Origin of the sequence: Bradyrhizobium tropiciagri (genome assembly GCF_018130505.1) — a bacterium.
Lineage (GTDB): Bacteria > Pseudomonadota > Alphaproteobacteria > Rhizobiales > Xanthobacteraceae > Bradyrhizobium > Bradyrhizobium tropiciagri_B.
On sequence record NZ_JAFCKH010000001.1, the window covers coordinates 726,707 to 743,114 of the forward strand.

Here is a 16,408-nt window from a genome sequence, read left to right on the forward strand (position 1 = left end):
TTCCGGGTGTTAACCGGGAATTACATCTTGGTAAGGGAGCTCTGTCTGTCCAATCGGTAAGTTGCAGGCAGGGGCGGGGCGCATCATCTTCGAGCAACCTTCAAAGGAGGTTCGTATGAAGAAAGTTCTGCTCGCCGGCATCGCGGCGCTCACGCTCGCCGGCTCGACCGTGGTCTATGCCCAGCATCGGCCCTGGTTCCACGGCCAGATGCGGATGAGCCCCGAGGACCGCGCCGCCTTCCTCGACGCGCGGATCGCCGCGGTCCATGCCGGGCTGAAGCTGACGGCGGACCAGGAGAAGCTGTGGCCCGCGGTCGAGGCCGCGGTGCGCGACTTCGCCAAGCAGCGGATGGATCGCGCCAACGCGCGGATGGCCGCCGAGAAGAACGACGGCGACAACAAGGCCGAGAAGCCGGCCGATCCGGTCACCCGCCTGCGCGAGCGGGCCGACAGCATGGCTGCGACCGCGGCCTCGCTGAAGAAGATCGCCGATGCCGCCGACCCGCTCTACAAGACGCTCGACGACAACCAGAAGCGGCGGCTCTCGATGCTGACCCATCTGGAAAGCCGCGGCTTCGGCGCCGAGGGCTGGCGCCGCCACCGCTTCGAGCGCGGATTCGACCGCTGGGAGCGCGGCGGCCGCGGCCCCGATCGCGATCGCTACGACCATGACCGCGGCGGCGATCAGGAGCGCTCCGGCCGGCTCTGAGCACCGGCTGCAGTGCCTTTGCCAAGTGACTGAAAGGCCGCCGGAATCCGGCGGCCTTCGGCGCGTTCGAAGCGCTGGAAAAAGTCAGGAAAAATCGTCCAGCTTGCTGGACATCGGGAAATCGCCCTGCTAAACGACGGCCCTCTTGCGAGGGTCACTTCCGGACAAGTTCCGGGCGCATAGCTCAGTTGGTAGAGCAGCTGACTCTTAATCAGCGGGTCCCAGGTTCGAGCCCTGGTGCGCCCACCATTGGAATCTCTCTATTTTCCAAAGCCTTCGCGGGATGGCGGTCGAGACCAATCGGATCTCGTGCGACGGGACGTTGAGGTCACGCCCGATCCGCAACGAGCTGCCTGATAATGATCGAGCACCGCTCGCCGATCGCCGGCATGACGCACGTTGGCGTGGCGCTCGGCCTCGGCAACACGTTTGCCTTCTCAAGCTATTTCCCTCCGCGATATCGCAGTATGGCAGGGCGCATGGTTTCGCCGCGGCCATCGCTGCACGCGTTGCATCGCGACGCGTCGTTCCGTTGGCAGGCCCAATCCCTGCCGCGGGCTGCGTTGAACCCAAGCGGACGCGGTTGACACCAATTACGGACGAAATTCTCCTCCGAGGCGGTCCCGTGACAACCACTGATCCGACCACGACCGATACCTACCGCAAGATCGCGGCGCGACTGTCCATGCTGCGGCCGCAGATCGATCTGACGAAGTATTTCGCGGGACCGAACCCCGATGTCCGGCTTTACGATGAGAAGCCGTACATCCGTAAGCAATTGCAGAAGTACGGTGCGGCGGCAGCGACGAGCACGCTCGACGGCTTCACCTTCCTGCCGAAGGACTGGGAAGGCCTGATCGACAAGCTGCGCATTGCCAAGACGAGCGACGGCTTCGATGCGTTCGCGGAGGGGCGCAGCCCCGAGAAGGCGTCGCATTGGGCTCTTGACCTGTCGATGGCGGCAACGATCGGCAAGGGGTTCCGCGAGATCTGGCGCCCGCAACTCTCCGACAGGCCGCTTTCGACGCGCGACCTTCCCGGCCGGCACGGCTTCGGGCTCGGGCGCGGCCGGGGGCAATGGAGCGACGGCTACAGCGCGCAGTTCGGCAAGGACCCGCAGCCGCAGGACATCACGTCCCTGCATTTCGCGGTGGCGCCCGATCGGGTCAACGTTCACATCGACGAGACGGGCTTCGTGTTCGAGGGCGCGGACGGCGCCCTCACGGTCGGGCCGAACTTCGGCCACCACGCCGTCAACGAGCTGTTCTGGAAGAGCAATCCAAAAGTGCCACGCTGGGCAATCGATCATATCGACCTGATCCTGCCGAACAGCGCCAATGACTTTTCGCGATTTGGCCTTTCGGTCGACATGTATCAAAGCAAGAACCTGCGCCTGACCGTCACGGGATCCTGCGGGATGTTCGGCGGGTTCGAGTGCTCGGGAACGCTGAGCGTCAGCGGGACGCACGATCTGCTCGGCTCCAAGCCGAAGGGCGCGCGCTGACGAAGGTCGCGGTATTCTCAACCCGCCAAGTCGGGCGCTTCGGGCGTATCAGGCAACAAGCAGGCCGAGCTTGCCGATCGTCGCGAGCGAACGGTTCACGCTTTCGCGGGTTGAGATCTGCAACGGCTCGGTGGATTTTCCGGCGTCGTCTGTTTGCTTGACCTCGATCTTTGCGCCGAAGGTCGCTGTCATTTCCGCGACGATTTCCTCGATCGTCCGCGAGCCGTCGAGCAGTTGCACGAAGTGGCGCGTCCGGTCGTCCTCGAGCTGCACGGTCTGGTGGAGCAGATTGGTGACCAGGGGGCCGCTCTGCGACTGTCTGCGGGCAAGCAGGCTCGCCTGCGGGCGATCGGTGACTTCCTTCACGAGGAACGGCGGTGACTTCAGGAAGGAGACCTCTCCGCTGCAAGCCAGGATGTACAAGGCCTCCGTCAGGACCCGTTCGTCATCGTCGGCTTGCCGGTCTTCCAGCAGCGCTCGCGAGCCGTCGAGCAGTTCCCTGAACGAGAGTGCGCGCGGCCAGGCCCGGCCGAGGCAAAGATGTGCGGCCTTCAACAGCGGCTTGGTCACCGTGATCCGGCTGCCGTCCTGATTCTCGAATTCCATCTCGGAATCGTCGGTCAGGCAGAAATCAGGCTGGCGCGGGCTGGTGGTGCTCAGCAAATAGAATTGGGTGATGAAGTCGAGCTCGACCTGGCGATCAAGGGTAATGCCCTCGTGGCAAAGCAACGTCCGCCGAAAACCGTTGCCGTCGATGAAGTCCTTGTACTGATCGCGTGCCAGGAACTCACTTTCCGGGAAGCGCTGCAGCGTCGCACAGACCTCTTCGCTGAAGCCGGCAAGATTGCGCCGCGAGAAATCGGAGTCGCTCAGATATTGAAGACCGTGCCGCCCGGCGTCCTCGACGACTTCGTGCAACAGGAACGCCCTTGCACCCTGATCGAGATCGTCGTGAAACAGCAATTCGTCCGGAGCCTGGAGGACGCGCTTGCACTGATCGCGCATCACTGCGCCGTGCACCGAAGTTGAGTTCGAGCCGTCGCTCAGAAACTTCACGATTGCGCGGGCTTGTCCGACCTTCTCCTTCATCCCCGTGATGTGACGCGTGTGATAACGCATCATGTCGCGGACCATGTCGCGCATATGCGAGAACGGATGCGCATTGTAGCTGACGTAGCAAATCCCCTGCGGCGCCAAATTCTGCTTGAAGATGGTCAGCATCTTCGCGCGCACGTCCGGCGGGACCCATGAATACACGCCGTGGGCGATGATGTAGTCGAACTGCCCGAAGGCCGCGTCGACATCCATGATATCGTAGTGAAGCAGCCTGATGTTGCTCAGGCCCAGTGCGGCGATGTTGCGCTGGCCGCGCTCGATCGTAACGCCGCTCAAGTCGATGCCGATGAACTCACTGTTCGGATACTGAAAGGCCATCGGCAGCAGGTTGCCGCCAACGCCGCAACCGAGCTCCAGCACCCGGCAGCGTTCGACGGGTGCCGGCCGCATGCCGTAGACGGTGCCGATAGCTGCCAGATGATTGGGGTGCGTGAGCCCGTAGACGTGGCCGGGATAATACACTTCGTCGTAAGGCGTGGTGCCGGTGGTCGGCTGGCGGTGTTCGGTCTGGATGTTCATCGCGGTCAGTTCCACGAATATGAAAACTTGTCGTCCGCTATCGAAACCTGGGCCTGCTTGATTTCCTCCTTGGCAAGGGATTTGCTGAGGAATTCACGCGACAGTTCGGGTAGCAGCGTGTTGGTGATGATATTGTCGATCATGCGCCCGCCGGAATCCGGATCGTTGCAGCGGGACACGATGTGCTCCACGACCGCATCATCGTAACCGAACGCGGCGTTGTGGTTGTCGCGCAGGCGCTGTCCGATCCGGTTGAGCTGCAATCTGACGATGCCGGCGAGCATCTCGTCCGACAGCGGAAAGTACGGGATCGAGACGATGCGGCCGAGCAGCGCCGCAGGAAACACCTTCAGCAATTCCGGCCGCAGCAGCTTGGCGAGCTCTTCCGGTTCATTGCGATACTTCGGATCGCGCGACAGGCCCATGATCAGGTCGGTGCCCACATTCGTGGTCAGAATGATCAGGGTGTTCTTGAAGTCGATGCGCCGGCCGTTGCCGTCCTCCATGACGCCCTTGTCGAACACCTGGAAGAAGATCTCGTGGACGTCGGGATGGGCCTTTTCCACCTCGTCCAGCAGGATGACGCTGTAGGGCTTGCGCCGGACCGCTTCCGTGAGGCGGCCGCCTTCGCCATAGCCGACATAGCCCGGAGGCGCTCCCTTCAGGGTGGAGACCGTATGCGCCTCCTGGAATTCCGACATGTTGATCGTGATCATGTTCTGCTCGCCGCCGTAGAGCGTTTCGGCAAGCGCCAGCGCGGTCTCCGTCTTGCCCACGCCGGACGGCCCGGCCAGCATGAACACGCCGATCGGCTTCGACGGATTGTCCAGCCTGGCACGGCTGGTCTCGATCCTCTTGGCGATCATCGTCAGCCCGTGGGACTGGCCGACGACGCGGCGATTGAGAATTTCGGGCAGCTTCAGCACGGTCTCGATTTCGTCCCGCATCATCCTGCCGACCGGGATTCCGGTCCAGTCGGATACGACCGATGCCACCGACTGCTGGTCGACATGGGCATAGATCATCCGCTTTTCCGGATGGATGCTCTCGAGCGTCGCAAACTTGCCGCGCAGCTCATCGCGTTTCGCCGCCGGGTCGTCGCCTCCCTTCTCGGCAAGGATGTCGCGGATGCTGCGGATGTCCTTGACGATCTCCTGCTCCTTCGCCCAATCGGCCTCGAGCGCGGCCAGCTTGTCCTTGAGCGTCGCGATATCGCCGTCGATCGCGGTGACGCGCTCGCGGTTCTCGTCGCCGAGATCGCCGTCGCTGACCAGCGCGGTTCGTTCGGCCTCGCGCGCCGCTATGGCAACGCGAGCGTCCTCGATCAGGGCCGGCGTCGCGCTCTGGCTGATGGCGACGCGCGCCGAAGCCGTATCCAGCAGGCTGACCGCCTTATCGGGCAGTTGCCGCGACGGAATGTAGCGATGCGACAGGTTGACCGCGGTCACGATTGCGCCGTCCGAGATGCGGACGCCGTGGTGCTTCTCCATTGGACCGAGCAGACCGCGCAGCATGATGCAGCACGTCTCGACATCCGGCTCATCGACCTGGATCGGCTGGAAGCGCCGGGTGAGGGCTGGGTCCTTCTCGATGTACTGGCGATACTCCGCCCACGTCGTCGCGGCGATGGTGCGCAGCGTGCCGCGGGCGAGCGGTGGCTTCAGCAGATTGGCCGCGTCGCCGGTGCCGGCCGCGCCGCCGGCTCCGATCAGGGTGTGGGCTTCGTCGATGAACAGGATGATGGGGGTCGGCGAATTCTGGACCTCGTCGATAACCGAGCGCAGGCGCTGCTCGAACTCGCCCTTCATCGAGGCGCCGGCCTGCATCAGGCCGATGTCGAGCGCGCAGAGCCTGACGCCGCGCAGCGGCGGCGGTACATCGCCTGCGGCAATGCGCTGCGCGAATCCCTCGACCACGGCAGTCTTGCCGACGCCGGCTTCACCGGTGAGGATCGGATTGTTCTGCCGCCGACGCATCAGCACGTCGATCAATTGCCGGATCTCGTGATCCCGGCCCAGGATCGGGTCCATCTGGCCCGACTTCGCCTTGGCCGTGAGATCCTGCGAGAAGCGGTCGAGCGGCGTGGTTCCTTTGGGACCTGCACGGTCCGCACCGTCGGTGCCGGCACCCGCGAGTCCGGCGCCGTCCATCGGACGCATGGTCTCCTCGTCGGAGCCGGCCCAGACGGCGCGGTGCTCCGCGGCCAATGCGTCCACGTTGATCTTGGCGAATTCCTTCGAGATGTCCTCCAGCGTCCGCCGCAGATCGTTCGACTTCAGGCCGGCGACCAGCAGGTGGCCGGTGCGGATCTGCGTCTCGCCGAAGAACAGCGTGGCGTAGTGCCAGCCGCGGTCGAGGATATCGATGACCGAGTTGGCGAAATTCGGCATGTCGGTGACGTTCTTGCGGAAGCCGTTGATGACGCCCGCGAGGTCCGACAGCAGCCGCCCGCGGTCCAGCTTGTAGTGATCTACCGACAGGCTGAGGTCGGTCCGTTCCTGCTGCAGAATGTGGAATAGCCAGTGCGCGAGTTCGACGTTGCGGTTGCTGGCGCTCTTGGCGTGACGCAGGGCTTGTATGAAGGCGTCGTAACCAGCCCGGTTCAGCTTGCCGGTCACAACCTCAATGCTGATGTCGGCCACGGTAGCGCCTCCTGCTCACTTGCTTGGCGTTGTCCGGCTCATCGTGGAAATCGGCTCGAATTCCATGATGTTAGGACAATCGGACCAGTGGATAGGTTCAAACCGGCGCGGTGTCTGCTGCCGCGCTCCGCCGGGCTCTCAAACGCTCGGCAAGGTGGAAGCGGGCGTCGCTGCGATATTCCTCGGTCGAGGCCCAGTTCGGTGACATCCAGCTGGTCCATCCAAGGCGTCCGCTCTGTCCCAGCTTCATCGGGACGACCGACCCCGCGGGAATAGCGAGTTCCACCTCCCACTCGAGTTCGTCGCCGACATAAAAGTAGACGGCGTCAGCCAGCGGCTCCGACAGGTTGGGAATTTCGGTGGGCAGGAACTGCTCGTATTGAGCAAAATTCTTCACGAAAACGCGGACCCTGATCTTGTCCTCGACGCTGAACACGCGCGAGCCCAGCAGCGCATCGTGGCCGAGCTTGGCATGCGCCGCGCCGAGCCGGCTGCAATGGCTTGGGTCGAACGCAAGCCAGGTGCCGACGAACTCGTCGACCTCGACCTTGACGTCGAAAAGCCCCTGCAGGAACCGCGCCAGTCGCGACGCGGATTTCGCCCGGGGAGACACCAGTCCGGCGAAGCTCAGCTTCGCCATGTCCGGTACGGTGTCCCGGTCGGCAAAGATGTCGGAGCCGAGGCCGGCGAAGGAGCCGACATAGGCGATGAAGCGGTCCTCCGGTGGCCGATCATGCTGGGCGATCGGCCGTGCGTCGGCCCAGGCGCGGAAGAACAATTGCAGGAAGCGTCCATTGAGGAGGTCGAGAAAGCGCGGAAAAGCATCGTCCCGCATCAATTCCCAGCCGACGCTCTCATCGGTGGTGGCGAGCGGCAGTGCGCCCTGCGGCCCGAGCAGACCGAGGAATTTGACCAGAATTCTGAGCCTGCCGTCGCGGTCGTCGACGGCGCTCAGATTGGACGCGGGAAAGTCCAGATAGGGCGTCTGACCGAGGTCGACAAATTCGTCCCGACGCGCCGCACTGTCGCCGATCCGCGGCCGGTCCGGGTTGGAACGCTCGAGCTGGCGCAGCGTCTGGAAGAAATCGAACCGCCAGGGCTCGGCCTTCATCTGGTCGATCAGCGTCACAGCGGCCTCCGGGAGCCCATGCGCGCGGGCCAGCGCATGATCTCGCCGCGCTCGGGAGTTGCGATGACGGTCTGGGTGAAGGTGTTGAAGCCCGAATAATCGGCGAAGAAGCGCTCCAGCACGGCTCCGAGCAGGAACGCGCCGCTGCCCTCGAATGCCTTCTCGTCGAGCGTGACGGTGATTTCCAGGCCGCGCGCGGCGCCACTTCCGGTACGCTCGCGCACACGGCGGACCACTGGCCTGCTCTCGACGCTGCGCACGCCGCGAATCTTTCGCTCCGTGGCGTCGTCGAACTGGTCGGCAAACAACGACAGCATTTCCCGCAGTGCGCCCGCAGACTTGCCGCCGCCGCGCTCGACGAGGCCGAGATAGTTCAGGCTCAGCATGTTGATCAGGCGCCAGCTGACGACGCCGCCGCTCGCGATCTCGCTGCGACTGCGCAACTGCGCCACCACGGGCTCGCGCGGCCGGGTCGGACCGGCGATGCACATCAGCTCGAGCGAAGTGTCGTCCAGCAGGCGAAAGTCGGCGCCGCCCTGGCCGACCGGCAGATGCTCCGTGAGATGCCGGTTGGAACACAGTGCCCGCACGCTCAACTCGGTGGCGGATTTGTCGCCTTGCAGGTCGCCGGGTTCGAGCAGGGAAAGGAACATGTCCGTCCCGGTATAGTCGGAGGCCGCGCCATAGGTCTTCTCTTCGACGGTGCGACGCCGTGGCAAGCGGCGAACCGTAAAATAAAGCCCCTCGACCGATCCCGCCGTCCGGTCGACGGCGGCGGAGTACAGCGGGCGCACCGGCCGCTTGTCCTTCTCCGCCGGAAAGTGCGCGTAGACTTCGAGCACCTGGTGCGGTTCGTATTCGAGATAGCGGCTCCGATCAGGGACCACGTGGTATTCGTGGGTGTTCGACTTGACCGGGATGCGATCGCTGGTCTTCTCGAACAGGTTGATGGCCGGGGCGGTATAGAGACTGAATGTTTCCGCCCGGACCGAGGCGGCAAGGCGCGAATTGTGCGCATCGAATGCGAAGACGATGTCGATCGACTTGCTGCGCAGACGCGGCATCACTGAGCGTAGTCCCGTCAGGTTGATGCCGAGGAACTTGCGCGGAAACACGAAATACTCCCGCAGCAGCTCCGAGCCGCGAAACACCCGGTTGTCGTTCGGAAACAGCGATTCGTTCTCGTCGAAGCCGACTTGCCGCACGCAGTCGTTCGGCGCCCGGATCACGACCGGATCGCCGAAATCATCGAGGTAGCGGAAATAAATGCCGACGCAGTTCGAGGTCAATTGTTCGTAGAGAGCGATGGCATCGGATTCGGCGCCGGTCAGATAGATGGGGAGTTCGCTGGTGCGGCAGCCGGCAAACCAGGTGTCGGGCTTGCGGCGGGCCTCCGCGTCATCAGGCTCCTCGTCGAGCCGCGCGGCGGTACGGTGGGTCAATGAGAGCCTGAGCCCCGCGATGACCTCTCCGCCAACGGGCACCCCAAGGGCCTGCAATGCACCCGCGGTCGCGAAATACTCGGCGCCGGTGACGTCAAAGGGCCAAAGCACGATATCGCGGCACAGCCGGAATCGGCAGGCGAGGCTGCGTTCCCGTTCGCGGTAGGTGGCGTCGAAATAGGCGCCGCGCGCAATCTTCCTGCCATCGCGCAAGGCGGGATCGGCATAGGTCGGCTGGGCCTTGACCAGCATCGCGGACGGGGTCGGCGCGAGATAGTTCGGGACCAATTGCTCGAGCAGATTGGCCGTGAACTCCGGAAACTCGTGCTTGAGCTTGAGCTGAACGCGCGCGGCTAGGAACGCAGCGCCTTCCAACAGGCCCGAGATCATCGGATCCGAGCGATCGCGGATCAGGCCGCCGAGGCGCTCGGCGATGCCCGGATACTCCTCGGCAAAATCCTCCGCATGCTCGTACAGCAGCGACAGTTCGCGATTGTAGAAGTCGAGGAATTCGCGATTCATGCTACATTCGATTGATCTGGATATCGCCGCTGTCGAGGTCGACGTCGGCGACGAATTCCACGGGCACGTTGAGCGGCTCGCACTTCAGGTCGGTATGCACGATGAAGCGCAGCTTGAGTTGTTCGGGACCGACCGAGGTGTCGCGCCGCACGCGGATCGATTTGCGATCGAGCCTCGGCTCGTAGGTCGTGAGCGACGTGCGCAGCGCATCGCTGAGCTCTTCGTCGGTAATCTCGTCGATCGAACGGTTCGCGATGTCGGGGAAACCGTAGTTCAGGATCGAGGCGCGGACGCAGTCGCGGCCAGTCAGATCCAGGGTCGATTCAAGCGCGATCGTATTGAGCAGAGCTTCAAGATCCTGCGAGACCTCTCGCCGCAGCAACGTCTCGGAAATCGGGAAACGGCCGGCACTGCGCCGCCCCGCTATGACGCGCTCGCCGAACTGGTCGCGCAACTCGATCTTCTTGCGCGCATCGCGGGCCTCGTGAGCCGCGCGAAAGGCCAGCATCAACGGAGGAGAAAGCCGGTCCTTCCTGGGCGTAACAGCCATCGATGGTCCCCATGGCGCCAGCGCCGATTGCCGTTATTGGCAACCGGCGCCGAGTGGAAGCTTGCGATCAGGCCCATTCCTTGTTGGCCGCAACGTCCCATCCGAACACGGGTGATGCGCCGGCACCGCCCTTTTCGGTCTGGGTCTTGTAGGTCATCTTCACCTTCTGGAAGTTCAGGCTGACGTTCTCGGTGAGGCGGTCCTCGCCGTGCGATCCGCCGGTCGACACGCTGGTGACCAACACGCTCTTCATCTCGATCTTGAGATATTCGAGCGGATGTTCGCCGGCCTTGCGGACGGTGAGGATGGCGTTATCGATATGCTTGCCGTTGGCGCACACCTTGAAGAGTTCGGGCGTGGCCTTGTCGACGAAGTGAGTGAAGTGGAGGTCCTGAACAGCGACCTTGCCGGCGCCGCCGCCCGAGCCGCTGTGGAAGGTGCCGCTTTGGCTCTCGCCAAACGACCAGCTCAGAATGTCGATTTCGTCCTTGTGTTTGTCGTCGAGCGACTCGCCCTTGATCGGATCGAGTTTCAAAAAGATGTCGACAGCCATAGCGAAGTCCTTTCAGAATTCAGTGTGTTTGACGGTAGCGAGAACGCGACGTCAGGAACTCGGGCCGGGCAGGCGCGAAACAAGGCTGAGGCCGACGTCCATCGCTTCCAATTGAAAATGTGGGCGGAGAAAGAAGCGTGCGTTGTAGTATCCCGGGTTCTCCTCGTTTGCTATGACTTCGACCTTCGCAGCGGCCAACGGCTTGCGCGCTTTCTGCGCCTCTGAAGAAAGGGCCGGGTTGGCATCAACGTATTCGTTGATCCAGGTCTGCAGCCAGACCGTCAGCTCATCCTTCTCCTTCATGGATCCGATCTTGTCGCGAACCATGCACTTCAAGTAATGCGCGAAACGGGATACTGCGAACATGTAGGGCAGGCGTGACGACAGGTTGTCGGATGCGGTTGCGTCCACACCCTTCTCGCCGAAATACTTCTTCGGCTTGTAGAGCGACTGGGCTCCGATGAACGCAGCCTTGTCGGTGTTCTTGCGATGGATCAGCGGGATCAGGCCCGCCTTTGCAAGTTCGTGCTCACGGCGATCGCTGATGGCGATTTCGGTCGGGCATTTCAGGTCCACCCCGCCGTCATCGGTCGGGAAGGTGTGCGTAGGCAGATTGATCACCTCGCCGCCGGACTGGACGCCGCGAATGCGCGTGCACCAGCCGAACTCCTTGAAGGCGCGATTGATGTTGGCCGCCATCGGGTAGGCCGCGTTGATCCAGCCGTATTTGTCTCCGGTGTGCCCGTCGGTCTCCTCTTCGAATGCGAATTCCTCGACAGGTTCCGATTTCGCGCCGTAAGGGAGGCGACCCAGTGCGCGCGGCATGCACAGGCCGAGATAGCGGGAGTCGTCCTGGTCGCGTAGCCCCTTCCAGGCAGCATATTCCGGCGTGTCGAACACCTTGCCGATGTCGCGCGGGTTGGACAGTTCGGTCCACGAATCCATACCCATCAAGGTCGGCTCGGCACCGGTGAAGAAGGGAGCGTGCGCGGCGCCGGCGATCTTGCTGAGGTCGCGCAGCAACTGCACGTCGGTCGGGACGTGACTGAAGTAATAGTCGCCGACCAGGCAGCCGAACGGCTCGCCGCCCAACTGGCCGAATTCGTACTCGTAGATCTGCTTGAACAGCGGGCTCTGATCCCAGCGCGCGTCGGGATAGAGCCGCAGGTTGCGATAGAGCTCGGTCTTGGAAACGTTCATTACGCGGATCTTGAGCGTGGCGTCGGTCTCGGAATTGAAGACCAGGTAGTGCAAGCCGCGCCAGGCGCTTTCGATCGCCTGGAACTCGGGCGCATGAAGGATCTCGTTCACCTGCGCGGTCAGCTTCTGATCGATCCGCGCGATCATTTCCTCGATGGTGTCGAGCACGTCGGACTTGATGACGCTGGAGTCCTTCAAGGCCTCCTGAACGAGTGTGGATACCGCGTTCTCGACTTCGGTCGCGGCGCGCTCGGTGCGCGGCTTGAAACTCTGCTTGAGCAGGGCCGAAAATTCATCGGCCTCGACGGTCCCGACCTGGGTGGCGGCCTCTTTGTGTGTGACTTCCTTTGCCATGGTCCCCGTTCCTTCCTTAGCTCTCGGCATCTGGTTCAGCAGACTGGCTCGATGCGCGCTCGCGCAGCGCGGCCATCAGTTGCGGATCGCTGAGCAGCTTCTTGAGTTGATCCTCGGCGGCCACCTTGCCGTCCATGTAGCGCAAGAGGTTGGCGAGCTGTTCGCGCGCCTCGAGCAGTTTCGCCGTCGCCGGAACCTGGCGGGCAACCGCAACAGGGGTCAGGTCGGACATCTTGTTGAAGCGCAGGTTGACGGAAACCTTCTCGTCGGAGTTTTCGCTCAGGCGATTGGCGACGCGCATCGTGACGCCGGGCTGGATCGCCGCCATGCGGCTGTCGAAATTGTCCATGTCGAACTCGAGGAATTTGCGCTCCTCGACCTTGGGCTTCTCGACACCCGAGTTGTTGCCGGAGAGATCGGAGAGCACGCCCATGACGAACGGCAGTTCGACCAGCCGCTCGGCGTCGTAGGGATCTTCGTAGGTGATGTGCACGCGGGGTGCGCGATTTCGCCGAATGAATTTTTGACCGCTGTCGGTTGCCATGGGTTGCCCTCTCAAAATTTGCTTCGGAAGCCGACTTCCACGACGCTGGCTAAAAAGGTGCTTCGGTCTTTCGGTAGCGGAGCTTCCTTCTGCTCAGTTAGTCCCGCCGAACGGAAGGCGGGTTCAATTCGATTTATCGATCGTCTTCAGCGCGCCTTCCGGCAGGACTTCCTTCAGCAGGCTGAGGAAGTCGCGTTGTGCGAGTTCGCGTGCGCGATCGACCAGGAACGGGATCGGACTGGACGGCTCTGCCGCGCGGAAGAAGGTCGCGACCTTGGTCAGCAGGTCCAACGCCTGCGCTCTGTTTTTGGCCACAAAATCAGCGCCTTGCGCGTCGCTTTCGGCTTCGGCCGGGATTGTCGTGGCAAACTCCGCCATGCGTTCGATCGGCAGGTCGAACACTTTGTCGCGGCCGATGTTGATGGCGGCGCTCTCGACGTGGGCAGGCATCAACATTCGCATCACTTCGATAAACGATTTGCCAACCATGTCCTGCGCTTGCCGAACCAGCAGGAGCGCCGGATTCGACGGTTCCTGCCGGGCGAAATAATCGGCAGCCGCCGCCAGTGCCGCGGAGGCCTGTCCCGGTGATGCGACTGCGCCGGCCGGTTCAATCGGAAGTTGCCGTTCGGTCTGGGAAGGCTCGTCCTGCGATGGGGCAATAGCGGCCGGATCGCGTGCGGTCACCAGCCCGGCGAGCCAGGCGGCCATGCCATTTGCAACGCCCGCCAGCCGTTCGAGACTGACGGGTTGCCCCGAGTTCAACTTTTCGTGCCAGATCGATTTGATGCCCGCAATCTCGGCGGCGACTGCGGAACAGCGCGCGCTCACGGCTTTGAGCGTGTCGAGATCGGTCTCGGCGATGATCCGCTCAATGGTTCCGAGATCGGGCAAGTCGACATCGGCATCGGCGGCGGGAATTTCGCCCTTGGCAATTTGATAGGCACGGTAGTTGAGGCTGCCGTGCCGGCGATTTTCGATCAGGGGGAGGAATTGCAGCGGGTTGATCACCGTCGGAAACACGTCGATCGCCTCGACGGTGACGGCACGAAAGGCGTAGTCGCCGTCCTCGCCTCTTGGGTGAACCGAGTCCCATTGCTCGCGCAGCAGTTGGGTGGTCGCCTTCAGGCAGCTGAGAAAGCCATCGAGATCGCGGTTCAGAATGGAGAACTTGGCCAGCAGCATGGTCAGGCGCAGGTCGCGGGTGCGGGCCAAGAGGGGCTGCGCGGCGGTGAACTGGCCGGCAATATCAATTGCCTTCGGATCGAAGCGTCCGCGTTCACCGTTGGCGTTGACCACCTCGAAGTACGACATCGGCAGCAGCGATTCCGCAGCTGCGAAGAAGTTCAGGTACTGGATGTCTCCCGCCGCATCGAGGTCGGGCCCGCAGGGACTCTCCGGGTCTATCGGCTGGGTCAGGGCTGCGACATCGAGCATGCGATGATGGTCCGTCTGCGCGGCCTGGCCCCTTGCCAGGTCCGTGACATCCGTCGGATCGCGCGGGGATCATGATCCGATTGACTGTTAGGTCAGATCAGCACCGGCCCCGGTTCATTCCCGGAGAAGATTTTCCCGTGAACCAGCAAGCGCTTGGGGCCGACTACATGAGTGCCACGGTAGTTCCATCAGTAGCGGAAGGAGACACCGGGCGGACGCGTCGGTCGTTACCGGATGGCCGGCTGGTTGATCTTGCTTGGCGGCCTGATCTGCCCGTTGCGCGGACCAGGCGGTCAATGAAGGGAGTTTAACGCTCACATGGGCCAGCTTACCCAGGATACCCGCCTCTGCGAGCTCAAGACCCCCCTCGGCAAGGACGTTCTGGTTTTCGTCGGGTTCGAGGCTTCAGAAGGCCTGAGCGAACTGTTCGAATACCGGATCGAGTGCCTCAGCGAGGACGCCGATCTCGACTTCGATCGCGCCATCGGCCAGCAGTGCACGCTCACCATCAAGCTGCACGAGAAGGAACGCGAATTCAGCGGCATTCTCACCGATGCCCAATGGGTCGGGGTCAAGAACGACTATTTCAGTTACCGGATCGTGCTGAGACCCTGGCTGTGGCTGCTGTCGCGCACCACCGATTGCCGGATCTTCCAGGACAAGAAGGCGCCCGACATCATCAAGGAGGTCTTCAAGGAGCGCGGCTTCACGGACTATGAGTCCAAGCTCACCGAAGAGGGCTCATGCCCGAAGCTCGAATACTGCGTTCAGTATCGCGAGACCGACCTGAACTTCGTGTGCCGGCTGATGGAGCAGCACGGCATCTACTACTTCTTCAAGCATGAAGGCGGCAAACACACGCTGGTGCTGGCCGACTCCAAGTCGTCGCACAAGACAATCGACGGCCTCGCCAAGATTCCTTACATCCCGCTGACCGGTGCCGACCGCCGCGAAGAACAGCACATCTACGAGTGGGTTTCCGAGCGTCGGTTTCGCACCGGCAAGATCGAGCTCAACGATTACAACTACGAGAAGCCCAACGCGAAGATGATCAGCGACGCCAAGGGCTCCGAGCACTACACGCGGTCGGAGATGGAGTTCTACGACTATCCCGGCAAGTTCAAGGAGAAGTCCGACGGCGAGCGATATGCCAAGGTCCAGCTCGAGTCCGAGCAGGCGATGGATCGCCGCCGGCGCGGCAACGGCGACGCCGTCAGCCTGTTCCCCGGCGGACTGACCAAGCTCGAGAAGCACGCAAAGGACTCGCAGAACGTCGAATATCTGGTGGTACGCGCCGCTCACTCGTTTTCGATCGAGTCGTACCGCACCGGCGGTCCCAGCGACGCCGGACAGCATGTCTATTTCGGCAGCTATGAATTCCTGCCGAGCGATCGGCCGTTCCGATCTCCGATGACGACGCCGAAGCCGCGGATCAACGGTATCCAAACGGCCAAGGTCGTCACCAAGGACGACAATTCGAGCGAGGAGATCGACGTCGAATCGCTGGGCGAAATCTACGTTCGCTTCTTCTGGGATCGGAAGAAGAAGCGGTCGTGCCGGTTGCGCGTTGCGCAAGTCTGGTCCGGCAAGCGCTGGGGCGGCCAGATCATTCCGCGCGTCGGGCAGGAAGTCGTGGTGGAATTCCTGGAAGGAGATCCCGACCGGCCGCTGGTGATCGGCACGGTCTATAACGATGAATACAAGCTGCCCTACGATCTGCCGTCGAAGAAGACGATCGCGGGATTGAAATCCGACTCCACCAAGGGAGGAGGCGGCTACAACGAGTGGAACTTCGAGGACAAGAAGGGGTCCGAGAAGATCACCCTGCACGCCGAGAAGGATTACGATGTCACGGTCCGCGACACCGAGACGAGGACCATCGGCGAAGCCGCGTTCGGCGGCGATACCCGCAAGACCACGCTCAAGCACGGCAATGACAAGCTCGATATCGAATTGGGCGGCCAGCACATCAGGCTGGCGATGGATCAATCCGTCAATGCAGGCCTGAGCATCACCCTGACGGCCAACGTCAACATCACCCTGCAGGTCGGCCCAAGCCAGATCATCCTGACCCCGGCCGGTATCGTCATCAATGCGCCGACCATCACCATGACCGCGCAGGCCGCCATGACGCTTGCGGCCGGCGGCCCGTTGATCGGCCACGGCACGCCAACCATTGTCGGCTGA

13 protein-coding genes and 1 tRNA gene are annotated in these 16,408 nt (G+C 62.7%); 5 read left to right on the forward strand and 9 right to left on the reverse strand.

Going from position 1 to position 16,408, the window contains the following annotated elements:
- Positions 1–115 precede the first annotated feature (115 nt).
- From JQ633_RS03295 to JQ633_RS03310, 4 genes are all read left to right on the forward strand, one after another.
- Positions 116–709, forward strand: coding sequence for a Spy/CpxP family protein refolding chaperone (locus JQ633_RS03295; protein WP_211982301.1), 594 nt, complete (start codon positions 116–118; stop codon positions 707–709).
- A gap of 173 nt (positions 710–882) precedes the next feature.
- Positions 883–958 (forward strand) — tRNA-Lys (locus JQ633_RS03300).
- A gap of 110 nt (positions 959–1,068) precedes the next feature.
- A complete protein-coding gene (locus tag JQ633_RS03305) occupies positions 1,069–1,296 on the forward strand; it encodes a hypothetical protein (protein WP_211982303.1) in 228 nt (75 codons plus the stop codon).
- Positions 1,297–1,334: 38 nt separating this feature from the next.
- Positions 1,335–2,213, forward strand: coding sequence for a hypothetical protein (locus tag JQ633_RS03310; RefSeq protein WP_211982305.1), 879 nt, complete (start codon positions 1,335–1,337; stop codon positions 2,211–2,213).
- Positions 2,214–2,261: 48 nt separating this feature from the next.
- Here JQ633_RS03310 and JQ633_RS03315 read toward each other — a convergent pair whose 3' ends face one another.
- From JQ633_RS03315 to JQ633_RS03355, 9 genes are all read right to left on the reverse strand, one after another.
- Positions 2,262–3,848 carry a methyltransferase regulatory domain-containing protein gene (locus JQ633_RS03315; protein ID WP_211982307.1) on the reverse strand — a complete coding sequence of 529 codons (1,587 nt, stop codon included), beginning with the start codon at positions 3,846–3,848 and terminating at the stop codon, positions 2,262–2,264.
- 5 nt (positions 3,849–3,853) lie between these two features.
- Complete coding sequence (gene tssH, locus JQ633_RS03320; RefSeq protein ID WP_211982308.1) at positions 3,854–6,490, reverse strand: type VI secretion system ATPase TssH; 2,637 nt, start codon at positions 6,488–6,490, stop codon at positions 3,854–3,856.
- 97 nt (positions 6,491–6,587) lie between these two features.
- The gene (tssG, locus tag JQ633_RS03325; protein ID WP_211982785.1) at positions 6,588–7,652 is read right to left on the reverse strand and encodes a type VI secretion system baseplate subunit TssG; all 1,065 of its coding nucleotides are present in this window, start codon (positions 7,650–7,652) and stop codon (positions 6,588–6,590) included.
- Positions 7,616–9,583, reverse strand: a complete 1,968-nt coding sequence (gene tssF, locus JQ633_RS03330; protein WP_211982310.1) for a type VI secretion system baseplate subunit TssF — start codon at positions 9,581–9,583, stop codon at positions 7,616–7,618. The genes tssG and tssF overlap by 37 nt, the downstream gene beginning before the upstream one ends.
- A gap of 1 nt (position 9,584) precedes the next feature.
- Positions 9,585–10,133, reverse strand: a complete 549-nt coding sequence (gene tssE, locus JQ633_RS03335; protein WP_211982318.1) for a type VI secretion system baseplate subunit TssE — start codon at positions 10,131–10,133, stop codon at positions 9,585–9,587.
- Between the two features lie 67 nt (positions 10,134–10,200).
- Positions 10,201–10,686, reverse strand: a complete 486-nt coding sequence (locus tag JQ633_RS03340; RefSeq protein ID WP_211982320.1) for an Hcp family type VI secretion system effector — start codon at positions 10,684–10,686, stop codon at positions 10,201–10,203.
- Between the two features lie 51 nt (positions 10,687–10,737).
- Positions 10,738–12,240 (reverse strand): type VI secretion system contractile sheath large subunit, encoded by a 1,503-nt coding sequence (gene tssC, locus JQ633_RS03345; RefSeq protein ID WP_211982321.1) that lies wholly within the window; start codon positions 12,238–12,240, stop codon positions 10,738–10,740.
- Positions 12,241–12,256: 16 nt separating this feature from the next.
- On the reverse strand, positions 12,257–12,784 hold the full coding sequence (gene tssB, locus JQ633_RS03350) for a type VI secretion system contractile sheath small subunit (RefSeq protein WP_211982323.1): 528 nt from the start codon (positions 12,782–12,784) through the stop codon (positions 12,257–12,259).
- A 123-nt stretch (positions 12,785–12,907) separates the two neighbouring features.
- Positions 12,908–14,221 (reverse strand): ImpA family type VI secretion system protein, encoded by a 1,314-nt coding sequence (locus tag JQ633_RS03355; protein ID WP_211982325.1) that lies wholly within the window; start codon positions 14,219–14,221, stop codon positions 12,908–12,910.
- Between the two features lie 318 nt (positions 14,222–14,539).
- Here JQ633_RS03355 and JQ633_RS03360 point away from each other — a divergent pair, with 318 nt between their 5' ends.
- Positions 14,540–16,408: a type VI secretion system Vgr family protein gene (locus JQ633_RS03360; RefSeq protein WP_211982327.1), complete on the forward strand. Its 1,869-nt coding sequence runs from the start codon at positions 14,540–14,542 to the stop codon at positions 16,406–16,408.

Bases quoted from the DNA above. Each gene is read 5' to 3' on its own strand.
- JQ633_RS03315 (WP_211982307.1), bottom strand. From the start codon at position 3,848: ATGAACATCCAGACCGAACACCGCCAGCCGACCACCGGCACCACGCCT.
- tssF (WP_211982310.1), bottom strand. From the start codon at position 9,583: ATGAATCGCGAATTCCTCGACTTCTACAATCGCGAACTGTCGCTGCTG.
- tssE (WP_211982318.1), bottom strand. From the start codon at position 10,133: ATGGCTGTTACGCCCAGGAAGGACCGGCTTTCTCCTCCGTTGATGCTG.
- JQ633_RS03340 (WP_211982320.1), bottom strand. From the start codon at position 10,686: ATGGCTGTCGACATCTTTTTGAAACTCGATCCGATCAAGGGCGAGTCG.
- tssB (WP_211982323.1), bottom strand. From the start codon at position 12,784: ATGGCAACCGACAGCGGTCAAAAATTCATTCGGCGAAATCGCGCACCC.
- tssC (WP_211982321.1), bottom strand. From the start codon at position 12,240: ATGGCAAAGGAAGTCACACACAAAGAGGCCGCCACCCAGGTCGGGACC.
- JQ633_RS03305 (WP_211982303.1), top strand. From the start codon at position 1,069: ATGATCGAGCACCGCTCGCCGATCGCCGGCATGACGCACGTTGGCGTG.
- JQ633_RS03295 (WP_211982301.1), top strand. From the start codon at position 116: ATGAAGAAAGTTCTGCTCGCCGGCATCGCGGCGCTCACGCTCGCCGGC.
- JQ633_RS03360 (WP_211982327.1), top strand. From the start codon at position 14,540: ATGGGCCAGCTTACCCAGGATACCCGCCTCTGCGAGCTCAAGACCCCC.
- JQ633_RS03355 (WP_211982325.1), bottom strand. From the start codon at position 14,221: ATGCTCGATGTCGCAGCCCTGACCCAGCCGATAGACCCGGAGAGTCCC.